This window comes from Leptospira wolbachii serovar Codice str. CDC (genome assembly GCF_000332515.2).
Classification (GTDB): Bacteria; Spirochaetota; Leptospiria; order Leptospirales; family Leptospiraceae; genus Leptospira_A; species Leptospira_A wolbachii.
In genome coordinates this window covers 1335996-1358064 of sequence record NZ_AOGZ02000014.1, presented here as the reverse complement: position 1 = coordinate 1358064, position 22069 = coordinate 1335996, and the positions used below count along the sequence as shown (strand labels likewise).

The window sequence follows — 22069 nt, the reverse complement described above, 5'->3', positions numbered from 1 at the left end:
AGGGATTCCTTACAAGCAAAAGAAAAAGAATTTACCTAGAACAATTTCGAAATTTAGCCAATTCTTGGACCAAAGATTCTCGTTCATCCGGGTCTAGATTGTTCCGATTTTTCCATTGTAGTTCCATTCGTTCAAACGCAGGTCGAAATCTTGGAGAGCAGTTTTTTGCAAAGTATTGGTAGGCACTCATTCTATCAGATTCATTTTCGTTGATTAATTTGTAAAATTCGAATACGGAATGATTATCATCACTAGAAAAATTCAATATAACGTATGTTTTGTGACATTCACTTAAGGTTAAGGCTGGAACTTTAGTGTTTCTGCAATTTACAGCAATATCAGTTTCTAAAAATGACAACATCTCTTCATAAGTGTAATCACGAAAAGGTTTCGACAATAGTTTACCTTTGCGGGATCCGTTGGGATCAACTGCATGTTTTGGTTCTTCAACCTGAACAAAATTTGTAACGACCTTGGGTTTTTGATAAGGATTGGTGACAGTCAAATCATACGTTCCTGATTTTGCATCAGTTGTATCTACTTTTATATCGATACGTTCTGGTGATTTGACTTCTTTACTTAGGATTGGGAGCGCCTCATTCTTTCGGGTAAGGTCCACTTTGGTAGCATCTAAAAAATGTTCTCCTTCAATAGTAACATTTGATATTGTTTTTTCTACTTTGGATTCTGATTTGGGAAGGAGGATAGGTTTTTCTTCCTCTAACACTACCTTAGGTGGTTCCGACAGAATGACTTCCACATCTTTCCATGCAGACCAAACTGCTGGTTTTTTAAATATGTTCAGAGGTGCAGTTCTAACAAGATACACACCAGAAGGAAGTTCCTCAATGGATTGGTAAGCGGTATCAATTTTTTTATCGATAACCACTTTCCCAGTTTTTTCTTTGATTTGGATTTGGTATCCACTAGCTCCGGAAATGGGTTTCCAGACGATTAGTTTTGTCCCGTCTTGTGCACCGATTGCAAAGGATAGAAAACAAAAGAATAATAAGAATCGTTTCATATTTAGTTTCATCGTTTTTCTTTGTACAACCGTTTTGGTGAGATAAACTCTATATCAGAAGGTTTTAACGACTTAAATTGATCCAAAGCCAGAATGAAACTTCCCTTTCGAGATAACAATAAACTGGAATCTTTATAAACGCTAAGATCCCATGAAAACGAACCCTCATCTAAGATACTTAAATCTTTTAAAGTATGTTTGGAATCCTTTGTTGTAATTTTATAAATGGCAATCTTTTTGTCTCCATTATGTTGATACAGAACTAAATCATATCGTTCGCCTGCTACTCCTGTTACTTTCCACTGAAATTCTAAACTGGATTTTCCTTTCATTTGCACGACAGTTCCATTCGGAGACATCATTTCCAATTTAGGTTCTAATTTTTGTGAAGGTTTGTTTTCGTTTGGATCCACTTCCGGTTCTGGAATTTTCTTTTTATCCACGACAGCAAAACTTAGTAAAGCGGACGTTTCCGTTTCTTTGCCTTCTTTCGATTTACCAATGATGCTTGCGTAGAAAGTTCCTTTTCCTAATTGGTTCCAATTTGGTACAAGAAAGTTAGAGGCTGTTTCTTCAGAGAAAACTATGTTTGCCATTTTAGAATCTTTGGAAATTTTCAATTGATAAGACTTCAATTCTGCATTCCCATCCCAAATTAATATGGCTTGGTTTTGTTTGATTTCATCTGCTGAAATTTCAGAGTTGGGTGATGGCCGTAACCATTTCGGTGCCGGCACATTGTTCTGTTTTTTTACTGTAAAGGAAAGGGTTTGGCTTTCTCTATCTTTTGTGTCCGGAAAGGCAGATTTACCAATTACCTTCCAATAATATGTACCTTCTTTAAAATCATCGTAGGAAATTTGGTTTGCGGTAGTTTCTAATTGTTTAATTGGGTTTGTTAGTTTAGGCGAATTCGATACAATCAACTTATATGAGTTAGCCGTAGATAGTTTGGTCCAAGTGAGAGTTACTAAAGGATATGTTTGGACAAAGGGTATCACTGTTCCTTGTTCCGGAGATTCTCCCTGAAAGGATTCCATTTTTGATACAAAAAATTTATTGATCTCGCTGAATTCATTTCCGCTACCAGTTTTATTTTTGACCTTCAATCTCCAGTAGAATGTACCTTCTTTTAATCTGAAGTCGGCCTGTGTTCCCTCAACTTTTTCATTGATAAATATCATTTGAAAGTTAGGTGATCTGGAAATTTCTAAAATAGGATCTTCATATCCAGATTCTACTTTCCACTGAAAGTGGACTGATACATCGTCCGGCTCTGCATAGAATAATTTTTGAGAAGAAGGCGCTAGGAGAACAACGGGAATTTTTTTGATTTCGATTCCTGTTTTTTTGAATTCCGCTTTTTTCCCCTCATCGACAGCCACGGACTTTCCGTCCTTCTGTTTGATAGTTGTTTTTCCTTTTTCCACAAAAAGACTCAGTTCTCTTTCTTTGGAACGTTCAATTTTGACATTTCCAGAATCTACATTGATTTCGCTTCCAGAACTTGTAATTTTTAACTGACTTTTTTGGGATTCGTTCTTTTTGACTTCTAGGGAACCTTGGGTGAATTCAAGGTTTGGTTCTTCTCCCGTCAAATCCAAGTTAAACATTGAATTTTCATCGATGTTAATTTCTGTTCCGTCTTTTAATCGAATGAGTGCATCAGAAAATGCTTCCGATCGAATCGTATCTTTATTAGTGAGAGAACTGTTGTTTTCCAGTTTTTCCCAAATCACTTCGTCTTCAAATTTTCTTTGAACAATATTGTTTTTAAAAAAGATGGTTCCAACAACTTCACGATCTCCAATCCCAATTTTGCGATTGATATCCAAATAAAATAAAATCGTGAATAATATTGCTACGCTTAAGAGGGTGAATAAGACGAGACGGTCGCGTTTGTCTAAATTCATTTTTTCCCCTTTTTCACTACAGTGATTCCAACTAACTTTTGTAGTTCGCTTAGGTTTTTGGGATAATTTGGATCTGTTTTTCTTCCAAGCACTGCATAGACTTTTTGAGCTTTGGATTTCCCTTTTAATTCAATTTCTCCCATACTCAGTACATGGTAGTCGGATTTGACTTCTTGGTAAGTGGTTTCTGTTATGAGTATGTCAGTGTGAGTCTCTTTATTCAGTGACTCCACGCGGGAAGCAAGGTTGACTGAATCGCCAATGACCGTGTATTCCATTTTATCGGAACTTCCGATTTGTCCCGCAATGACATAACCAGTATTAATCCCACATCCAATTTGAATGATTGGTTTTTTAACAGTGCCTCTGCCTTTGTTAAACTCAATGAGTTTGTCGCGCATCCTAAGTGCCGCTTCGACAGTTAACTTTGCATGGTGTTTAGAATCACGGAGTGCCCCCCAAGTTGCCATAATGGCGTCCCCGATAAACTTATCTACAGTCCCACCCGTTTCTTGGACACATTTCACCATCTCTGTCATGTATTGGTTTAAAAATTCAACAACCTCTTCTGGTTGTAGTTTTTCTGAAATTGCTGTAAAACTTCGAATGTCTGAGAAAAAGATGGTGCAATACTTTCTTTGTCCACCAAGAGATAGTTTCCCTTTGGCTGCAAGTTCTGCGATGTCTTGGTTGACAAATCTTCCAAAGGAGTCTTTTAATTTTTCACGTTCTTCCAAACCCCGTCCCATACTCACGAACGATTTGGTAAGAGTTCCAATTTCATCATGAGTGGTAGCGTGAAGTTCAATATGATAGTTCCCACGTCTGATTTCTTCAGAAGCGTCGACTAATTTAAGAATGGGTGTTGATAGAGATTTTGCAAAAATATAAACAACGATAAAAGAAAGTGCTAACGAAACAATCAATATGTAGACGTTTCGTTTCTGAATGTTATTAACTTCTTCAAAGATCTTTGCTTCCCTTACTTGTGATATTACACCAACACCACCGAGCCCTAGTTTTTTGAAAGATCCAAGATAGGAAACACCATCTTTAGATTCATAACGAAACTGCCCATTGTCTACGGTGGATTTTTTCATACGTTCCACAATAGGAAGATCATTTAGATTGATACCCGATAAAACTACTTTTGCATCTGGATGTGCTAATACACTTCCATCCTCACTCACGAGGAAGGTTTCGACTGGACCTGATGTTTGAAATGCGTCTAACAAACTATCTAGTTTGACTAAAGTTACAAGAATGGTATGTGTATCTTTAGATTCCGAAAGTGGGAAACTGAGACAGAGGATTGGATGTCGAAAGCGAGGACTTGCATTCCAAATGACAGTTGTACCACCAAAGGATTTTTTTAGTTTTGGTTGGATATTACGAAGTAATTCCTTCACTTCTGATTTTTGATAATCATATTTTTGTAGAAATTCATCATTCAAAGTTTCAAATTTTGGATTTAAGCTCACATCGTAAGCTCCAATCAAAAGAAAGTTTTGATCTTCTTCAAACAACTCTTTGGCGATTGCATTGGCAGAGTTGGGGTTTCTTAAAATGGCAGATGCCGTGATATGGACATCTTGTTTTATCGAATGTAAGTCCGATTTTACTTTTAAGGAAAGGATCTCGTTAATTTTGATATTATTTTCTTTAACTCGAACCTCACTATCTTTTCTGAAAAAATAAGAAGCAAGAAAGATGATGCCTGACATGGAAATAAGCAGGACAACTGAGGTAATGAGAAGGAGTTTGTATCGAATTGGAAACTGCAATTCTCCATGAGGGAGGGAATCCTTGGACAAGAGGGTACGGAGTTTTAGCAATATCGTTTTCATATCATTGGTACTTTTACCAACTTCACAAAAAACGGTGCTAAAAAAAAAGTAAAATTGAAAGGGGAAACTAATTTTTTACTAAGGGCAAGTCAAATCAACGTTATACGTCTGCCGGAAAGGGTATTCCGGGATGTTAAATGTAGTCTCTCGTACTACAGTGTCAGGAAATCCGTCCCGTTTCACGAGGTCTCCCAAACAAACAGCCTTATAAGTTCCTGGGTTTAGGTATTTTATTTTTGCCCCCTGTTTTGCAGGTGTTGCCGCAAGAGGCAAAACGTTTAAAAAATCAGATTCTTGTTCCCTAAATATTCCATAGTAGTGTAACAAGGAATTTCCACCACCCGAGATGGTTAAACTAGATGCCGTTTCAGGGTAAATGATCCGAGCTCTTGTCAATAAATTGCCGCCAGCGTCACCCTCCCCTTTATGGTCATAAAAAATATCGCTGATCCCCACATAGGTTACAGTTGTCGCACGACTCGTAACATACGAATGTAACATTAGATTTTCTTTGAGGTTAACTCGCACTTCCAAGATATAAGGGTCAAATCCATCTCGGATCTGCATATCCGATTGAACCGATTGGCTAGCAAGTTGGGTGTAGAGTGCGGGGAACATTTTGGGAACAATTGTACTTTTAGCGGAGGTTGATGTTCCCGCCACATAGTTGTTACGTGGCACAATATTCAGTCCATTGATAATGGGTCTATTGTCAAATCGGCCAGAAACGGGTGCTCCTCCATCCAAAGCGTATCCAATCACAAGAGAGCGAAAGTAGATGGCGGCGTAGTAATACTCGCGCCCAAACCAGGCTCTACCTGCTGAAAAAGAAGATTCCCAACCTACTGTTTCTGCAGAAGGATCGTTGGATGGAAATTGGGCTCCGACCCCATTAAAAAAATCAGAGGCTTTTATAATTCCATTACTTTCTGTGCAGGTGTTATTATCAAATGAGTAAGTGACCGTACAAAATACCTGTCGGTTCGGTGCAATGTAGTCCCAGAATTTATTGGAATCTACTGTATCACGAATTTGAGTGAGGTCATTTAATCCTTTTACATACTTACTCGAAATTCGCACTTCTCCAATATCTAAAAAGATCGGAAGGTTTCCTACTTTGGGTTGGTTGACCAAGGTCATCGTCGGATCAAGTCCTTCTCCTTGGGAATCAATATACAATTCTCCGGTTCCATTGTTGAGCTCATTCCAATCAAGTGGATTATCCGTTGCATACGTTCCTTTCAACAGTAATAACATTCTGTTATTAAAGAGTGTGGAAATAACCGGAAGATTTGATTCATCGCCTAAATCTAGTTTAGTTTTACAATCGATAAGAACTAGAATATTGATAAATAAAAACAGAAAACGTAGATAGATTGAATTCATTAAAACAAAACTCCTACTGTTAGACCGAAATAGAAAAAATCTACGTTCTGCAAAGTATAATTAGCAGGGTTTTGTAACCTGGGATCATCATAAGGACTGGAAAGTGGGTATCTATATTGATTGGGAACATCCATGTGTGTTTCAAAAATCTTATGATAGTCCAATCGAACTCCAATTCGAATTCTACGACCAGCAATAAAACTAGCTTCTAACCCGGCAAAGGCGGAAGGGTTCCAACGAGCCGTATCGGAAGGACGAGCCACTACATAGGCAGATCCGCCACCACCTTTGATAAAAAATTGGATGGGAAGTTCCACAGGAATTTTGTAAGCGAGAGCCGCATAAAGTGGCATAGCAGTGAGTGCCCTTTCTGACCTAGACAAAAATACCGCATAAGAACCACCGACTTCCGTATAGAAAATCCAAGGCCATGGCATTCGTGCGTAGAATCCTCCCCCAAGGGTTGTTTCCAAAACACGAACAGTAGGTGTTCCCGGCATGGGGTTTGCTGCACCCACCCATCCACCGATTTCATACCGGCGTTTGTTGTATTCTTCTAAGGTTTGTGCGGAAAGGAGACCGGAAAACAGAGTGAGTGCGAAGAATAGGCTAAGGAAGAAGGATTTTATACAATTCATGAATTTCCGGATAATCTTCGTAATATGCGCGGACAAAATAGAGTCCATCCGGCGGGAGAGTGATCCCTGCAATCGAACGGTTCTTCTCTTCCAAAATGGAGCCGATGGATCTAGATTTCCAACGTCCCTTCCCAATGTCTAGTAAAGTTCCGACGGTAATGCGAACCATATTGTGCATAAATCCATTGGCGCGGATTCGAACTTGGACCCAATCTGATGTCAATCGTTCCAAACGAATGTCAAAGATATTCCGGATCGCACGTTTCCCTGCCATCGACTTTGCTTTGGTTAGGGATCGAAAGTCTTTTTCCCCAATAAGGTTCGTGAGTTGGTTTTCCACAAAATCCCAATCCACAGGGTGTTTTTCCCAGTAGGCTCTGCCTTCGACAAAGCTACTTTCATATTTACTGTAATAGATTTTGTAAATATATTCTCTGCCCGTACAACTAAACCTGGAATGAAAGTCTATTGGGACTTCAACAATGTTTTTTACGGATACTCCTCGTTTGGTGAGGGCATTCACAGACACTAGGAATTTGTGGAAGTTGGGAATGGGGAATTCTGTTTTAAAATTACACACCATACCCAGAGCATGAACACCAGTATCTGTTCTACCGGCAACTGACAATCGTGATGCGGGATTTTTCCTTAAGATAATCGAAAGAGCAGATTCAATGGAGGACTGGACCGTAGGAATGTCTTTTTGTTTCTGCCAACCGTAAAAATGAGTACCGTCGTATTCGACGAGAAGTGCGTAGTTGGGCAAACCCTTACTTCTCGCCTCCCATTGCTTCAAGGATGGCGTTGTATTCGTCATACAACTCGCGTGTCATTTCTACAATAGGTCCTGGTTTCCCTTTCGAAGCCTTTCCTGAACCGTAGAGTCTTGCTAGCGTTCGTTTGGCGCGCGATAAAAGCAAAACTTGATCTTCTGGTTTGGGAGCCATTTGGTCTTTGAATTTTTTGGTAAGATATGCGTTGAGATAGATGACACCATCAAATCCCCAGTTGTTATCGGTATCGGGCCCGAGCATTCCTGCCGCTTGGTCTACTGGTTCGTTTCCATTTTGCATGAGCTCTAACGTATAACCGTAGATAACAGCTGCTTTTTGGTAGAGAAAATCTCTAATTTTATCATATCCGATGTGCGGAAATTCTTCGTGTAGATCAGAAAAATACCATGCAGCGCGAATGGCGCAAACTGCCTTTTTAGGAGTAGGGGCAACACTGGCACCACGGAGTTGGTAACAGTCCATCCCGAGTAAGTAAGAAGCAGCACCTAACACAATTTGACGGTCTCCTGTAAAATCGAGGGGACCTAGAATTTTTTCAATATAACTTCTGCGAGAATCCGTTGCCATACGGATGGCTTCGTTATCGGCTGGGTTTAGAGCACTCCAATCTTTTGGAAAAGAAGAGTATAAACACCGCGGACAGACGGACATGACATAATCCAGAGGACTGACACGACCGAATTTTCTATTTTTTTCGTATAAACGACGTAAATCTTGGGCCAACTTCCCGGCGATGAGTCGACCACCCCCTTGGAACATTTGTTCCTTTTGGTGATTTTCATCACAAATTGGGCAGACTGTGGACTCTTTGGCGCGAAAAGATACTTTTTTGGACTGGGCTGCGGCTAGGGACATAGGAAAAATCTAGGAAAAGGCTCAATTTTAAAATACAATCTGTCAATCCAATATCAGAAATCTCCGATAATACTCACAGGGGCCACCCCGAAATTACTTGTAAGATTCTTCGAAGGAAGGAAAGTACGGAAACGGAATGAACGGCAGAGCAATGAAACAATCCCTTCTTATTCTCATGATGAGTCTCGTGATGCAGGCACCTATGTTTGCTGAATCGGTCTCTAGTAAATCATACCACAAACGAATTGAACTTTTGACTTACTTACGTGAGTTAGAACCAATCGTAAAAAATTTCCGTGGGGAAGATCCGGAAGGAAAACCTACTGAATTAAATGCACCGGAAGGGAAAGAAGGCTTTCGTATAAAGAAATACAACGAAGCCAAACGCATATACCAAGAAGGTTTGCAATACCACTTCGAAGGTAACTATTCCTCCGCTTACCAACGATTTCTCGAATGCCAATTGGGAATCGAAAAGATTACCGAAGAACTTTCACAACTCTATATCTTACGTGCAGAAGAGATGATGAAAACGGCAATGGAAAGAAAAAATCCTAACAATCCTATGGATAAAGCTTTGCTTGATATTTCCATTGAATACGGAAAGGGTTCTTACTTCCGTCAAGACGTAATGGACATTCCAAGAGAAGCCCCTTATTCACGCCGTATGTACGATCCAAAAGAAGCTCATTATAGTTATAACAAATATGATATTGAGAAAAACTTGGAGTTGGGATACAAACACCTAGGTCTTGCTAAAGAAGCAAGGGCAACTGCTTTGAGAGTAGAAAAGAATTTGGAAAAACACCAAAAACTACAACCATCTCATAGAAAGTATCGTATCGATTTGTATTTCGGTGCCATCAATCTTGGTCGTGATTCGAAAGCAAATGCGATTAATATCTATAAGTTGAAATATCCGTATGACAACTATTACCTGAACAATTCCCAAGCAAAATCAGAACCATCTAAAGATGAAAATGGTGTCGCAGTGGAAGGCCAACCTGTGAAAGTTGATGGTGTTACTTATGATTTTACAAAAAATCCTTACATCAAGTATGACAAGCGATTACAAGCTATGTTTGATGTTCGTGTTCCCGAAGACTACCGCGTGGATCATGCTGACGTGAGAGGTCGAGTGTATGATTTGGATTCCAACAATATGGTGTTCATGAAATACGACCAGGAACGTAAAAAAGCATTGAATGTCCCTGCAAAACCTGCCTCTGGAGCAACATCTACTCCGCAACAATAAGAAACGTTATCTAACACTGTTTCCAAAGCCTTAAGCCCAAGATTTTTCTTGGGCTTTTTTATTTCCACAGAATGACCTCTTTTGTCTAATTGTTGCTATGGCGAAAATTCCGGTCGTTGACGATCTCATTAAGAAAAATTTACACGGACTCAGCGTCCACTACGGGCGTTTGGTGATGAAGGTTTACTTAAGAATCACCCTTCTTGTTTTTGGAAAAGCAAGCCCCTATTTGATCAGAGGGTTGTATCGTTCTCTAACAGGTAACAAGGAAGCTCGTATCAATGAGTTTTTAGAGGGAACCAAAATTTGGGCGGAAGATGTTCTAAAGATTACTAAAACTAAACTCATCGTATTTAACGAAATCAATGTTCCCGAAAAAGGTCACATGGTATTTCTAAATCATGTGAATGAAATGGATTTTCCTTATGATTGTTATGTGATCCGAAAACCATTTTTAGCAAACCAAGTAATCAAAAAAGCACTCTTTGCTTATTGGTGGATGGTGGCTATGGGTTCACAAGTGTTTGATAATTCTAAGGCTATGTCCGTTGCCATTTCTGTGAAAAACTTAATCGAAGGACTTAAAACCACTTCCTACATTGTGTATCCAGAAGGTAAAAATACCTATTCAGAAGAAATTCTCCCCTTAAAAAAAGGAATGGTGAAAATTGCCTTTGATCAAAAAATTCCTGTTTTTGTTGTTTTGAAATCAGGAGTGACCACTTACCAAAACTACCAAAAAGGAAACGTAGTTGGTTACATGAGTTTAGGTGTACATGACCCCACTGATTTTTCTTCCTGGGAAGAATTCCAAACTTATTTAACCAATTTGATGCAAACCAAAAAACAAGAGTTAGATGTAATTACGGAAACCGAAAGAATCAAACTTTCTAAGGTTTAGTTCTACTACACCGGGGTAATTGATTATTTGAAAGTTCATTTTCCCGCTTGTTGTCTTTGAGTATTGGATTTATGAACAAATGGATTGACAGGCGAGAAAATAGATCTACAATTTATTTCTTAAAAAATAGGAGTATTTATGAAAAAGTTGTTTGGTTTGATCCTAGGAATTTTGTTCACTTCGACTCTTTTTGCGGGAGAAGTTGGTTCTGATTGTACATTCAAAGGAAAAAAATTAGCAGGTAAGGTCCAGTTCGTTACCAGCTTCCCTGATTTTAAGGTGCAAATTGTAGATAGTTTTCCTGACCTCAAAGTACAAAAGGTAAGTAGCTTTCCTTCCGACTGCGGTAAATGGCAAGAAGTAACTTCATTTCCCGATTTCAAAGTTCAAATTGTAAATAGTTTTCCCGACTTCAAAGTCAAATACGTAGATTCATTTCCTGGTGTACCGTAAAGAACCATCCAACGGATAAAGGGAATTCCGATTCATTAACTCTAGGGATAAGTTAAAGAAAGCTCTTGCTTTCACTGTTTGGTGGAAGCAATTGTTTCGGTCTGGATTACAGGCTGGGTCTTGGCCATAGGGTGGGATCATTTGGAAAATAAACTGAGTATCCCCATCCACACTTTGATAAAGAATTTTTTCTTCATCAATCCAGCCACAAGCACTTCCATAAGCAAAGTAGGTGCTTCCCGACTTCACACCACTTGCACGCATGTCTTTACCAAAGCCCGCAAAATAGGTTTCTTTTCCCACCACTCCTAAAATGGTAGGGAGAACATCGAGTTGGGAGGAGATTCTCTCATCTAACTTTGGTTTTATGTATTTGGGAGCGTATAATAAAAAAGGCACCATCCGATCTTCATAATACGACAAATATCTATGATGGGTATGGTCTCCCACAAATACAAATAAAGTGTCTTCAAAATACTTTCTTTTTTGTATTTCTTTCATAAATGTTTCTAAAGCAGCATCAGAATAATGATAAGTATTTAGATAATCAAAATCGGTGACGGTTGAATCATAAATTTCATACTTCGAATTCGGCACCTTATATGGATAATGTGTTGTCATAGTGAGAATCGTCATTAAAAAGGGTTTGTTCTCTTTTTGATACAAATCCATTTCTTCTAAAGCTTTTGTGTACAGATGTTCATCATCGTAACCCCAGGCACCAATTTCATACTTTCCAGATTTACGAAAATCTTCTTTCCCAATCAAAGTTTTGAATCCAAAATGAGGAAGGATGGTGGCCAAACTATCGAATTTTAAATCATCTCCTGTAATAAAACTGGTTTGGTATCCAAATTCAGAAAATAGATTCCCAATCGCAGAAAAGTTACTCAAGATTTGTGGTGTACGAATGGCAGTGAGTCCCGGTCTATCGGGAACACTTGTGAGGACAGAAAGTAGAGCGTTACTGGTTCTGCCTCCATTGGCATAGAATTTTCGAAAGCTATGGCCTTTTTTCGCCAAAGTATTGTAATACGGTGTTACTTCTTTTCCTAACCAAATGCCGTTAGATACAGGCCAAACATACTTCCCTGTCCAAGATTCTTGGATGACTAAAACCACATTGATTGACTTTCTACCTGGTATTTCTTTGATTTTTCGAACGAGTGGAAACTCGGGATCACTCACAAATTCGGCACCGGTATAATTAATTTCTTCCTTAACTACTGCTAACATTTCTTTGTCAGTCATTTTTAGATGTTTGGGAATCGATTGGCTTTTGAAGTCGTTGATGGTTGTATAAATTCCATTTAACGCCAGTTGGTTGATGAGAGCGTCATCAGATATGATTGCCTCACTAGCACGTAAAGGAGATTCTTGTGGTCCACCACGAAGTCCAATCAAGAAAAAGAGGATCCAAAGAATGGTTTTGAAAGAAGTGGATCGAAAAGACTCTTTTTCGTTTTGTTTTTCTGAGATTTTAAGTTTGAAAAACCAGTAACGAATTCCCGTTACATACAATACAATAAAGATTAAAAAAGATAAAATTTTAAACGGAGCTTCTTCAAAGGCAGAAGAAACCAAAACATCCAAATCTCCTAAAAATACAATGGCTTCATATCCGATGTGTTTGTTTGCGTTCTCAAAGTATAATAAATCGGCAAATAAATGGATTAAACAAAATGGATACAGAACCAAAGGTGTAATAAGCCAAAAATATCGATACCACCTTAGTTTAGAGGCATTCTCCCAAAGGGACAATATGTAAAAGCCAACTAACAGAATAGAAATGGTAACCCAATCAAATCGAAATCCAATCAAGAATGCTTTCAGCAGAATTAATAATGGGAACTCTTCCAGCCGGTAAGAATAAACGATAAAAAATAAAATACGATGTAGGAAGAGAGTGAGAAATCCAAAGGAGAGATAGGTTAGGAAAATTCGATCCGAAAACCTAGGAGTGGGGAACTGTTTCACCATAAAAAAAGAATTCGTCATGGAAGAAGACGGTCAATCGACTTCCGATCTTTCTGTTGATTTATTTTCATGGCTCTTTAGTTTTGATCCTACTCACATGAAGCCGATCCAAAAAATACTCATCGCCAACCGCGGTGAAATTGCTGTACGTGTCATTCGCACCGCAAAAAAAATGGGCATCAAAACGGTCGCGGTTTATTCCGATCCGGATGCACACAGTCTATTTGTTCAGTCTGCGGACGAAGCGTTCTCTTTAGGCGGAACCGATGCCCGTTCTTCCTACTTAGATGTAGAGAAGGTCATTCAGGCTTGTCTAGAAACGGGGGCTGATGCAGTCCATCCAGGTTATGGATTTTTATCTGAAAATACCGATTTCGCTAAAAAATTAGAAAAACATGGAATTCGATTTATTGGTCCGAAACCTCACGCCATTGAAGCCATGGGAGACAAGATCGGCTCACGCATGTTAGTTGCGAAAAGCGGGGTTCCTGTTGTTCCTGGTTATGAAGGTGCTTCCCAAGAAATGTCCGTATTCAAAAAAGAGGCCGAAAAAATCGGCTATCCGATTATGGCAAAGGCAAGTGCCGGTGGAGGGGGGAAAGGAATGCGTAGGATTGATACGCCAGAAGAATTAGAGCCTGGTATACTTTCTGCAAAACGCGAAGCTCTTTCTGCATTTGGTGATGACCGTATCCTCTTAGAAAAATATATCATAAACCCGAGGCATGTGGAGTTCCAAATTTTTGGAGATACAAAGGGAAACATCATCCATTTACATGAAAGAGATTGTTCTTTGCAAAGACGCCATCAAAAGGTAGTCGAAGAAACTCCTGCACCAAACTATAACAGTGAATTAAAATCCAAAATGTCCGATGCTGCTGTTATGGCTGCGAAAGCAGTTCAATACGAAGGTGCCGGAACCGTAGAATTTATATTAGGTGGGAGTGGTGAGTTTTACTTTTTAGAGATGAACACACGTTTGCAGGTAGAACATCCTGTTACGGAGATGACAACGGGTCTTGATTTGGTCGAATGGCAAATTCGAGTTTGCCAAGGCGAATCCTTACCACAAATAAAAACTCCTCCGCAAAAAGGCCATGCAATGGAAGTGCGGATTTATGCAGAAGATCCAAAAGAAGGTTTTTTACCATCCACAGGACGGATCCACCATCTATCCTTTCCTACAAGAGACTATTTACGGATTGATTCTGGTGTGGTCTCCGGATCTGAGATAACAATGTTTTATGATCCCATGATTGCAAAATTGATTGTATGGGGTGAGGACCGAATTACGGCCATAAACCGCCTAATTGAATGTTTGTCGGAAACAATTGTCTTTGGACCTAAAACTAATTTACAATTTTTACAGAGACTTGTTTCCACAAAAGAATTTGCAGAGGGTAATGTTTCAACACACTTTATTGCGGACAACGAACCAGAACTTCTATCAGATAAAACCAAGGAAGAGCTCAAGTTAGCACTAGCAGGTGCCTTTTTCACCTCTAAAGAACCAAACAATCCTTGGGTTAAGGAGACCACCTAATATGGATTATCTATTTGAAACTAAAAATGGTCTCGTTTCTGTTTATGTGAGTGGTTCGTCCGTTCGAGTTCGGATGGGAACCAATTCCAATTCATTCCAATTGGAAGATTTGATAAAAATGGAACATCGATCATTGGATACAAATTCACTACAATCTGTAACCATGAAAGATGGATCTGTATTAAAATATCTTAAAGTACGAAATGAGATTTTCTTTCATTGGAAAGGGGAGATATGGAGTGGAAAACTTGCAGAAAGGTCCTATGAGGGCGCAGGTCAAACATCTCCCGAAATCAAAAGTCCCATGCCTGGAAAAGTAGTGCAAATCTCTACTGAAGTGGGAAAGGAACACAAACAAGGGGAGACCCTCCTAATATTAGAAGCGATGAAAATGGAGAACGCCGTTAAGGCACCTTATCCATGCCGTGTAGAAGAGATTCGAAAATTACAAGGGGACCTTGTCCAACAAGACGAAGTGTTGATCATATTACACAGAATAGATTCGGAAAAAACATAAATTTTCGAATCTATTTGACATATTTTTCAAATTTCCCACCATAAGGCAGTTTCTTTGGCTGATAGGTAGAGAATGTACAATCATATTATAAGAAGTTTTGCACTTCTGTTGTTTTTTTCGTTTTTTCACGGGGTTCTCGGTCAGGAACGTCAACCCCGTACCGATCTTCCGTTCGAGATCTCTGAAAAAAGGAGACTGAGCGAACGGGATTTCAAGAATAAAAAAGAGGGTGGGTACTTTACGGGCCTTCCTCTCATCAATTCCGATCCCAATGTGGGGGTAGGTTACGGTGCACGTGTGCTCTATTTTTACAATGGGGCAAAAACATCCCCGATGTTTGAATACACACCGTACCGTGTTCGGATCTTCGCACAGTATTTCAATACAACCAAACGGGCTCCTTACCACCAGTTAAGTGTGGATGCACCTTATATCTTCGATACTAAGTGGAGGCTCCGTGCAGATTTGGTGTATGAACGAAATCCAAACTCCCTTTTCTTTGGTATCGGAGAGAACACTCTCCAACCCCTTTCTTATTTAGAACGGAATGACCCCAACGGCCAAATCAGACGAAATGCTCCCTTTGCCGATTATGAAGACAATTTGAACTATCGTCGTCCAGGGGATGCGGGATCTGGGGAAGCTCCTATCGTGAGTGACCACAGATACAATCGTTATGACATTGAGAACCCTAACTTCAGTACTTCCGGTGAATATTCTTTTTTCGGAGGAACACTTCGTACGGTAACAGGGGTTCGTCTTTCCAAACAAATCATTCGTAGATACGATGGAAAGTATAACGACGCACAACTGGGGTCAGTTGATGGAATTTTGGGACTTTTGGACGTCGATCGTACCTTTGGAACTCCACAGGGCGAAACCAAGTTAACCCGCGACGATAAAGACGGAAAGATTCGGGGTATTAATGGTGGTTATACGAATACAGTTCGTGCCGGGATCGTTTTTGATACTCGTGACTTTGAACCAGATCCAAACCGTGGATTATTCTTAGAATACACTCACGAACGTTCGACTAAGGCCATTGGTTCTACATCAGAGTTCAATAAAAACTTAGTATCGGGCCGTATTTTCATCAGTCCGGTCCAATGGTTCACAACCAAACCTCCAGAGATTTTGGAAAAGTTTGTTCTAGCGGCTCGGGGAACTATGATTCAAACCAATGGGGATGCGCCGTTTTATGAATACCGCAATATGTGGGGAACGGAAATCAACCAATCCGGTCTTGGTGGTAGAACTACCATTCGTGGTTACAAACAAGATCGTTTTGTTGGCCAAACGATGGCATTTGCAAACTTTGAGATTCGTTGGAAGTTCGCAGAAGCTGAGTTTGGTGGGCAACACTTTGACTTCCAATTGGTTCCTTTTTACGACGTAGGTCGAGTATGGGACCGCACAGAAGATGCGAATTTAAAGAACTACAAACACTCTAGAGGGATCGGACTCCGAATTCCTTGGAACCAAGCAACTGTTATCTATTTTGATCATGCAATTTCGAATGAAGATAGACAAACGTTCATTAACTTTAACCATATATTTTAGGAGGGCAGAGCTTATGAAAAAAATTCAATATTGTTTCGCTCTTTTGGTCTTATCTTTTTTCATGAATTGTGAAATGAAACCTGTGGATGATATCTACGGTCTAAGCCCGGAAGAAACCAGTCAATTGATCGCAGGTATCTTAGCCAACCAAGGTCTCAGAGACAATGGTAATGGAACTGTGACAGATCCAGTTGCCAATCTAGTTTGGCAGAAGTGTACTCACGGCCAAGTTTACCGCCCGGGAAATAACGATTGTTTGGGAGCACCGCAAGGTTCCATTTTAAATCCGAACGATGTGGCTCGTGCAGGTGCAGCCCAGGTTGCCTACTGTGATTCCAAAACACATGCGTGTAACTCAATTGCGTTTCCTCAAGTGCTTCAAGGTTTTTCCTCAATTTCAGTCGCTGGCTCCAGCGAATTGTATGGGGCTTGCCAAAACAGCAATTATTTAGGCGCTAGTTGGAGAGTACCCACTGTGGCCGAATACCAAAGGTTAGTGGTTCCTGGTCGGGCTGCCACCCTCCAGTTCTTTCCTTCCACCCAGGAAGAAGACTATTGGACCGCTTGGTCGAACAACGAAGACATTCCAGGGGAAACAGCACACGCCATTTCGTTTGACCGGCAATCTTACGGAGTTCAGAGGAACGTTGTAAAAACACAAAGGAATTATGTCCGTTGTGTTCGTACCGGCCCCTAAACTCTTTACTTAAAACAATTTTCACCCACTCTCCTGATCTTTCAGGAGAGTTTTCGCTTTCCAAAAATCCAATTTCCTACTAATATTTTCTGATAACAAACCGAAGTACCCAATAGGTGGTAAGGTTTCATGAGAATTGACGAGTCTCCATTCAGTCGTATGAATGTAGATCTTTTAAAAGATCGCCGGGTGAACTATGCCGGTCATGGTCAATTGGAAAGTGCCCCTGAATCCCTCTCTGCCCTACATGTCATTTCGCACGAACTCGGACATGCAGCCGAATTCAAAAATGAAGCCTTTCGCGAAGGGCGTGATGTACAATCTGTCCAAGTAAAAATCAATTATGAGCTCCGAGATGGTCGGATGGTGGCTGTGAGTGGGGAAACGCATGCAGTCACTCGCCCAAAATCGAAATCGGAAGAAGATCCCGCACTGACTCCTTATTCAGATGGGAAGTCTATAAAAGATCTTTTCCAATTGAAAGAGGATGAAGATAAAAAACCCAATTCAAAAGAGAAAACCAAATTAAATCCAAAAGAGTTAATGCAAAAGTCTCATGAAAAAGAATTGGAATCTAAAATTAAAGAACTCGAAACACGACTAGAATCAGAGAAAACAAAGAAGTCATCCTCCGATGTTCATTCTGCAGAACGATTGAAAGAAATTGAGTCAGAAAAAAAACGTTTGGAAGAAGAAGTTAGGCTCATCCGAGTGAAAGAACAATTGAAAGAGACTTTTGCACTACTTACAGACTTTCGTAAAATGATGACATCAAATTTATTTGGAATGATGAGTATACAAACCGAATCGAATTCAGGTAATTATTTAGATACCTTCGTTTGATCTATCATATTTTCTACAATAAACTCACGTAATTCTCCCACACCCCTTCCTGTTGTTGCTGAAAGATAAAATACTCGAAAGGGAATCCCGATTTCATTCATTGCTGATTCCATTTCGGTACGCACGCGGTGTTGTTCGCTTTGATTCAGTTTGTCAATTTTGGTTCGGATCACCACAGGTTTGATTTTTTTTTCCATGGCAACTTCAATCGTAGAAAGTTCTTCTTCCGGAAATTCTCTTTGTGAATCACAAAGGATAAATAGGATTTTTAAATTTTGCCATGTATTAAGGAAACCTTCTAAAAGTTTCATCATATCTTTGTGTTCTTTATGAGAGGCTTTTGAATAACCAAACCCTGGTAAGTCGATAAGATTAAATCCTTCTTTTGTTCTAAAAATATTGATGAGTTTTGTTTTCCCTGGAGTTCTCGAAACTTTGGCAAGTCCTCTGTGGTTTGAAAGGGCGTTGAGCAAACTTGACTTTCCAGAGTTGGACCTTCCCATAAATGCGATGGAAGGAATAGAGTCCAATTCTTCCTTTTCATTTAGGTTGGCAATGGAAGTGAAAAATTTAGTTTCCGGAAAGGGAATTTCTTTGGAATACTTGTGCATCTAGTTCACCTTTCCAAATAGATTCGTTTGGGATAATTCTTTTCGCTTTTCGAAAAGAGGGAAAACAAAATTTGAATGGGTTCTCCGTCAAAATAGAGAATAGGAATATAGGTTCTTAAGAAAAAAGGAATTCCGTTTTCCCGCATACATTCCGAAATTTCCTTATTTCCTGAGCGAATTTGGATTTTTTGACCATGGTGCCAAGATCCAAGGCTGTATTTTTCCTCTGGATCAGAAAGTTTGAACCTGTTCTGGTTCCATTCAATACAAAGGTTATCCCCATCCCGATGGGAGACTGCTTTTTTAAAAGCAGGAGATTTTTTATCAATGATGAAAAGATCACCAAACTTTGATTTGTATAGAAAGCAGTTTTTATTTTCTAAAAAAGCTCTTTCCCCTTCCGATTGTAAATGGAAATTATCAAATCCCGATTTGTATAAGGGATAATGTCCAAGTAACTTTAGATGAAAATCAATCAGTTCTTTTTTTGCAGGTAAGTTGAGACTTGTCCAGGTTTCGTGTGGGATACGAAAGATATGAGGTTCCTTTTTGGAAACGGATTCTTTTTTTAAATCAAATTGTAAATTGAGTTGGGAACGATCATGAAAATTCCAATAAATTTTGTGAAAGTTCCAATTCTCTTTTTCTAATAAAGGAAGTAAGTCCATTCGAAGTCGATTGCGTTTGTAGATTGGATCTTTATTGGATTCATCCTCAAAAACTTTCATATTGTTCAAAACAAACTCATAGAGTAAGTCCAACTCTTTATCTTCAAAAAAAACTAAAGGCAAAAATCGTTCTCCGTCAAAGGGTGGGAGTGTATAAAATGCTTTTTTACCACCACCTCTTGTTAGGTGTAGGAAAATGGATTCTGTATAGTCTTTACAATGGTGACCAGTAAGAACAATGGCAGGAATTCTATCGGTAATTTTTTTAAGTTCGTGGTAGCGAATGAGCCTTCCCGTTTCTTCTAATCCCTTTTTTAGTTTGAGAGACAAATTTGGGATTTTTTTTTTACAAAATGAAATGGGAATTCGGTAGATTTTAAAAACTGGAGTAATTCTTTTTCTTCTGTTTCAATGGAACGAATGCCATGAGACAAATAAAACAGAGTAGGTGTTTGGATATGGTAAATCTCTTTGAGATATTTAAAAAACAGAACGAGAATTGAGGAATCTTTTCCACCTGAATAGGCAATGAGAAACTGAGTTTTGTTTTCTGCCCAAAGTGATGGAAGTCTGTTTCCCATTCTGGCCAGGGCAGTTTCAAAAAGTTTTGTGATTGGAGTGGGAATTTCTGGGATCATATCTTCCTTACTGCTACCATAGTGATATCATCGTGTTGTTCCTGTTCTTTGACAAATTCTTTTAGTTCCGAATAGATCCTCTCGAGTATGTTTTTTGGCTCCAGCGGGATAAAGGAAAGAAAATTAGATTTTAATTGGGGTTCTCCAAATTCTATCCCATCAGAGTTTCGTGCTTCTGTGACTCCATCTGTGTAAAGTAAAATGGTGTCACCTGAATCAAATTTCAATTTGGACTCGTTACGAAAGGCTGAAATATCAGGTTGGATTCCGAGGATCACTCCTTCTGTTTCGATGATAGAAAGAGATTTAAAACCGGCTTGGTAATGATAGAAATTTCCATGTCCGGCACCAGAGTATTGCACTTCGCCTGTGATTAAATTCCATCTGAGTAAAATCATACTCATAAACCGAGGTGTGATGGCTTCCTTATAGCTGGTATAGAGGTAACTATTGATATCGTTTAGGATCTCCCAAGGAGAATCTTTTACCCGAACAAGGGAGTGTAGAATGGTCCGGACGGTTGCCATAACAAGACCAGCGGCAACTCCTTTTCCACTTACATCGCCAATACAAATAAAGAGTTCGTTTCTATTCGGTGATAGTATGAAATCATAGTAGTCTCCACCAATCCCACGAGCCGGTACCATAAAACCGCCGAAGGAGAACCCTTCCGCTTCTGGTGCTTTTCTGGGTAAGAGAGTACTTTGGATTTCTTTCGCAATTTCAATTTCTTTTTCCAACCTTTCTTTATTGGAAAGGTTTTGGTATAAATTGGAATTTTCCATAGTGATTCTAGCCAAAGAGACAAAGGCATTCAATGCTTCTATTTCATCATGGGGAAATCGATTCTCTTGTTTGGTGAGAATAAAAACACAACTGGTTCTATTCTCCAAAGTGAGTGGAAAAACCATAGATTCCTTTCCTTCGATTCCGAGGGTAACCAAACTAGAATGGGTGCTTGGATTAAGCGTAATGGTTTCTTTGGTTTGTAATATAGAAATAATTTTATCTACATCGATGGTTTCTGTTTTTGTTTGGATTTGGTGGTTTTCTAAATCCCGGTAAAGTTTGAATACTTTTGCTTTGGAAGATTCGAATGTTCTTTCGATGAGACAAGTCAGAGAGGATTCCACAATACCGGAAAGAGTCAAAAGAATCATACGAATCATTTCATCGTGATTGTTTAAGTAGAGTTGGCTTAACGTTAAGGCTGCTGTATGCAAACTTTGAAAGTTTTTGGATTGGCTTTCTGATTTGGAAAATAACAGAGAATTTCGAAGTGATACTGCAAATTGACCCACTACAAGTTGCAAAATTTCTTGGTCTTCGAAAAAGTCCGAATAATCCTCCTCTTCGTAATCAATCGTTACCATTCCCACCGCAGTATTGGCATAAAGAATGGGAATGACTAGTTGAGATTTTGTTCCAGTGAGTTTTGAATAGAATTCGTAAAACGGATGGCTTTGTTCGGAAAATTTGTAAAAGCAAGGTTCCCCTTTTGCCATCGCTTCGATCAAAACACCATAACTCAAATCATAATCTAATGTGATTCGTTTGATAGCTCTTTGTAAGGTTTTCTGTCGGCTTGAATAGTAGGCTAGTTTAATTTCACCTAACTCTAAGTTTGTGATGAAAACGGCAACCTTATCGCGTTTCAAACGAACGGATATAAGTTCCGTAAACCTTTGCATCAATTCTTCCAACCCCATGGAAGAATTGAAAAGGGAGAGATTATCTAAGAGAAATTCCGTTTTCTCCTGGGAACTCAGGATGTTTTTCCCAATCCGTGCGATTTTTCTTTTTTCTAAAATCCACTCTCGGTCACAGGTTTGGCAGAAGAACCTCCCATTTTTTGTGATCCCGTTCGGGAGCTGCGGTTCGGCGCAGAGCAAACAAATCCGATCGTCAGTGGGCTCACGGTTCATCCTAAGCCAAGGTATTTGATTTCT

At 39.4% G+C, this 22069-nt stretch carries 20 protein-coding genes; 8 read left to right on the top strand and 12 right to left on the bottom strand.

Annotated elements, in window-relative coordinates; all coding sequences use genetic code 11:
• Positions 1–31: 31 nt before the first annotated feature.
• From LEP1GSC195_RS11740 to LEP1GSC195_RS11710, 7 genes are all read right to left on the bottom strand, one after another.
• A complete protein-coding gene (locus LEP1GSC195_RS11740) occupies positions 32–1036 on the bottom strand; it encodes a hypothetical protein (RefSeq protein WP_015681691.1) in 1005 nt (334 codons plus the stop codon).
• Positions 1033–2937, bottom strand: coding sequence for a FecR domain-containing protein (locus LEP1GSC195_RS11735; protein ID WP_015681344.1), 1905 nt, complete (start codon positions 2935–2937; stop codon positions 1033–1035). The genes LEP1GSC195_RS11740 and LEP1GSC195_RS11735 overlap by 4 nt, the downstream gene beginning before the upstream one ends.
• On the bottom strand, positions 2934–4784 hold the full coding sequence (locus tag LEP1GSC195_RS11730; protein WP_040506677.1) for an adenylate/guanylate cyclase domain-containing protein: 1851 nt from the start codon (positions 4782–4784) through the stop codon (positions 2934–2936). Before LEP1GSC195_RS11730 ends, LEP1GSC195_RS11735 begins: the two co-directional genes overlap by 4 nt.
• Positions 4785–4862: 78 nt before the next feature.
• The gene (locus LEP1GSC195_RS11725) at positions 4863–6170 is read right to left on the bottom strand and encodes an LIC11270 family surface protein (RefSeq protein WP_015681713.1); all 1308 of its coding nucleotides are present in this window, start codon (positions 6168–6170) and stop codon (positions 4863–4865) included.
• Complete coding sequence (locus LEP1GSC195_RS11720; RefSeq protein ID WP_015681603.1) at positions 6170–6808, bottom strand: hypothetical protein; 639 nt, start codon at positions 6806–6808, stop codon at positions 6170–6172. Before LEP1GSC195_RS11720 ends, LEP1GSC195_RS11725 begins: the two co-directional genes overlap by 1 nt.
• A complete protein-coding gene (gene truA, locus LEP1GSC195_RS11715) occupies positions 6780–7574 on the bottom strand; it encodes a tRNA pseudouridine(38-40) synthase TruA (RefSeq protein WP_015680960.1) in 795 nt (264 codons plus the stop codon). Before truA ends, LEP1GSC195_RS11720 begins: the two co-directional genes overlap by 29 nt.
• Positions 7575–7578: 4 nt before the next feature.
• Positions 7579–8457 (bottom strand): DUF2225 domain-containing protein, encoded by an 879-nt coding sequence (locus LEP1GSC195_RS11710; RefSeq protein ID WP_015682181.1) that lies wholly within the window; start codon positions 8455–8457, stop codon positions 7579–7581.
• A 136-nt stretch (positions 8458–8593) separates the two neighbouring features.
• Here LEP1GSC195_RS11710 and LEP1GSC195_RS11705 point away from each other — a divergent pair, with 136 nt between their 5' ends.
• The 3 genes from LEP1GSC195_RS11705 (at position 8594) to LEP1GSC195_RS11695 (ending at position 11066) form a co-directional block, all read left to right on the top strand.
• Positions 8594–9712, top strand: a complete 1119-nt coding sequence (locus tag LEP1GSC195_RS11705) for an LIC11274 family protein (protein ID WP_015681511.1) — start codon at positions 8594–8596, stop codon at positions 9710–9712.
• A 175-nt stretch (positions 9713–9887) separates the two neighbouring features.
• Positions 9888–10613: a lysophospholipid acyltransferase family protein gene (locus LEP1GSC195_RS11700; protein WP_232227838.1), complete on the top strand. Its 726-nt coding sequence runs from the start codon at positions 9888–9890 to the stop codon at positions 10611–10613.
• A 138-nt stretch (positions 10614–10751) separates the two neighbouring features.
• A complete protein-coding gene (locus tag LEP1GSC195_RS11695) occupies positions 10752–11066 on the top strand; it encodes a hypothetical protein (protein ID WP_015682676.1) in 315 nt (104 codons plus the stop codon).
• Here the strand turns inward: LEP1GSC195_RS11695 and LEP1GSC195_RS11690 are convergent.
• Positions 11046–13046: an LTA synthase family protein gene (locus LEP1GSC195_RS11690; RefSeq protein ID WP_015681658.1), complete on the bottom strand. Its 2001-nt coding sequence runs from the start codon at positions 13044–13046 to the stop codon at positions 11046–11048. The two genes, LEP1GSC195_RS11695 and LEP1GSC195_RS11690, sit on opposite strands and share 21 nt — an antisense overlap.
• Before the next feature lie 94 nt (positions 13047–13140).
• Between LEP1GSC195_RS11690 and LEP1GSC195_RS11685 the strand changes: the two genes are divergently transcribed.
• The 5 genes from LEP1GSC195_RS11685 (at position 13141) to LEP1GSC195_RS11665 (ending at position 18203) form a co-directional block, all read left to right on the top strand.
• Positions 13141–14586, top strand: coding sequence for an acetyl-CoA carboxylase biotin carboxylase subunit (locus LEP1GSC195_RS11685; protein WP_040507120.1), 1446 nt, complete (start codon positions 13141–13143; stop codon positions 14584–14586).
• 1 nt (position 14587) lies between these two features.
• Complete coding sequence (locus LEP1GSC195_RS11680) at positions 14588–15103, top strand: acetyl-CoA carboxylase biotin carboxyl carrier protein subunit (RefSeq protein WP_015681512.1); 516 nt, start codon at positions 14588–14590, stop codon at positions 15101–15103.
• A 72-nt stretch (positions 15104–15175) separates the two neighbouring features.
• Positions 15176–16663 (top strand): Omp85 family outer membrane protein, encoded by a 1488-nt coding sequence (gene omp85 / locus LEP1GSC195_RS11675; protein WP_015682168.1) that lies wholly within the window; start codon positions 15176–15178, stop codon positions 16661–16663.
• Positions 16664–16676: 13 nt separating this feature from the next.
• A complete protein-coding gene (gene lsa25 / locus LEP1GSC195_RS11670; protein WP_015680590.1) occupies positions 16677–17360 on the top strand; it encodes a surface adhesin Lsa25 in 684 nt (227 codons plus the stop codon).
• A gap of 129 nt (positions 17361–17489) precedes the next feature.
• The gene (locus LEP1GSC195_RS11665; RefSeq protein WP_015681601.1) at positions 17490–18203 is read left to right on the top strand and encodes a hypothetical protein; all 714 of its coding nucleotides are present in this window, start codon (positions 17490–17492) and stop codon (positions 18201–18203) included.
• Here the strand turns inward: LEP1GSC195_RS11665 and yihA are convergent.
• Genes yihA through LEP1GSC195_RS11645 form a run of 4 tightly spaced genes read right to left on the bottom strand, consistent with a single transcriptional unit; the run spans position 18182 to position 22045 of the window.
• On the bottom strand, positions 18182–18814 hold the full coding sequence (gene yihA / locus LEP1GSC195_RS11660; protein WP_015681219.1) for a ribosome biogenesis GTP-binding protein YihA/YsxC: 633 nt from the start codon (positions 18812–18814) through the stop codon (positions 18182–18184). The two genes, LEP1GSC195_RS11665 and yihA, sit on opposite strands and share 22 nt — an antisense overlap.
• Before the next feature lie 5 nt (positions 18815–18819).
• The gene (locus tag LEP1GSC195_RS11655; protein ID WP_015682240.1) at positions 18820–19812 is read right to left on the bottom strand and encodes a tRNA lysidine(34) synthetase; all 993 of its coding nucleotides are present in this window, start codon (positions 19810–19812) and stop codon (positions 18820–18822) included.
• Positions 19797–20120 (bottom strand): tRNA lysidine(34) synthetase, encoded by a 324-nt coding sequence (locus LEP1GSC195_RS20180; RefSeq protein WP_015680961.1) that lies wholly within the window; start codon positions 20118–20120, stop codon positions 19797–19799. The genes LEP1GSC195_RS11655 and LEP1GSC195_RS20180 overlap by 16 nt, the downstream gene beginning before the upstream one ends.
• On the bottom strand, positions 20117–22045 hold the full coding sequence (locus LEP1GSC195_RS11645; RefSeq protein WP_015681364.1) for a GAF domain-containing SpoIIE family protein phosphatase: 1929 nt from the start codon (positions 22043–22045) through the stop codon (positions 20117–20119). Before LEP1GSC195_RS11645 ends, LEP1GSC195_RS20180 begins: the two co-directional genes overlap by 4 nt.
• Between the last annotated feature and the right edge of the window lie 24 nt (positions 22046–22069).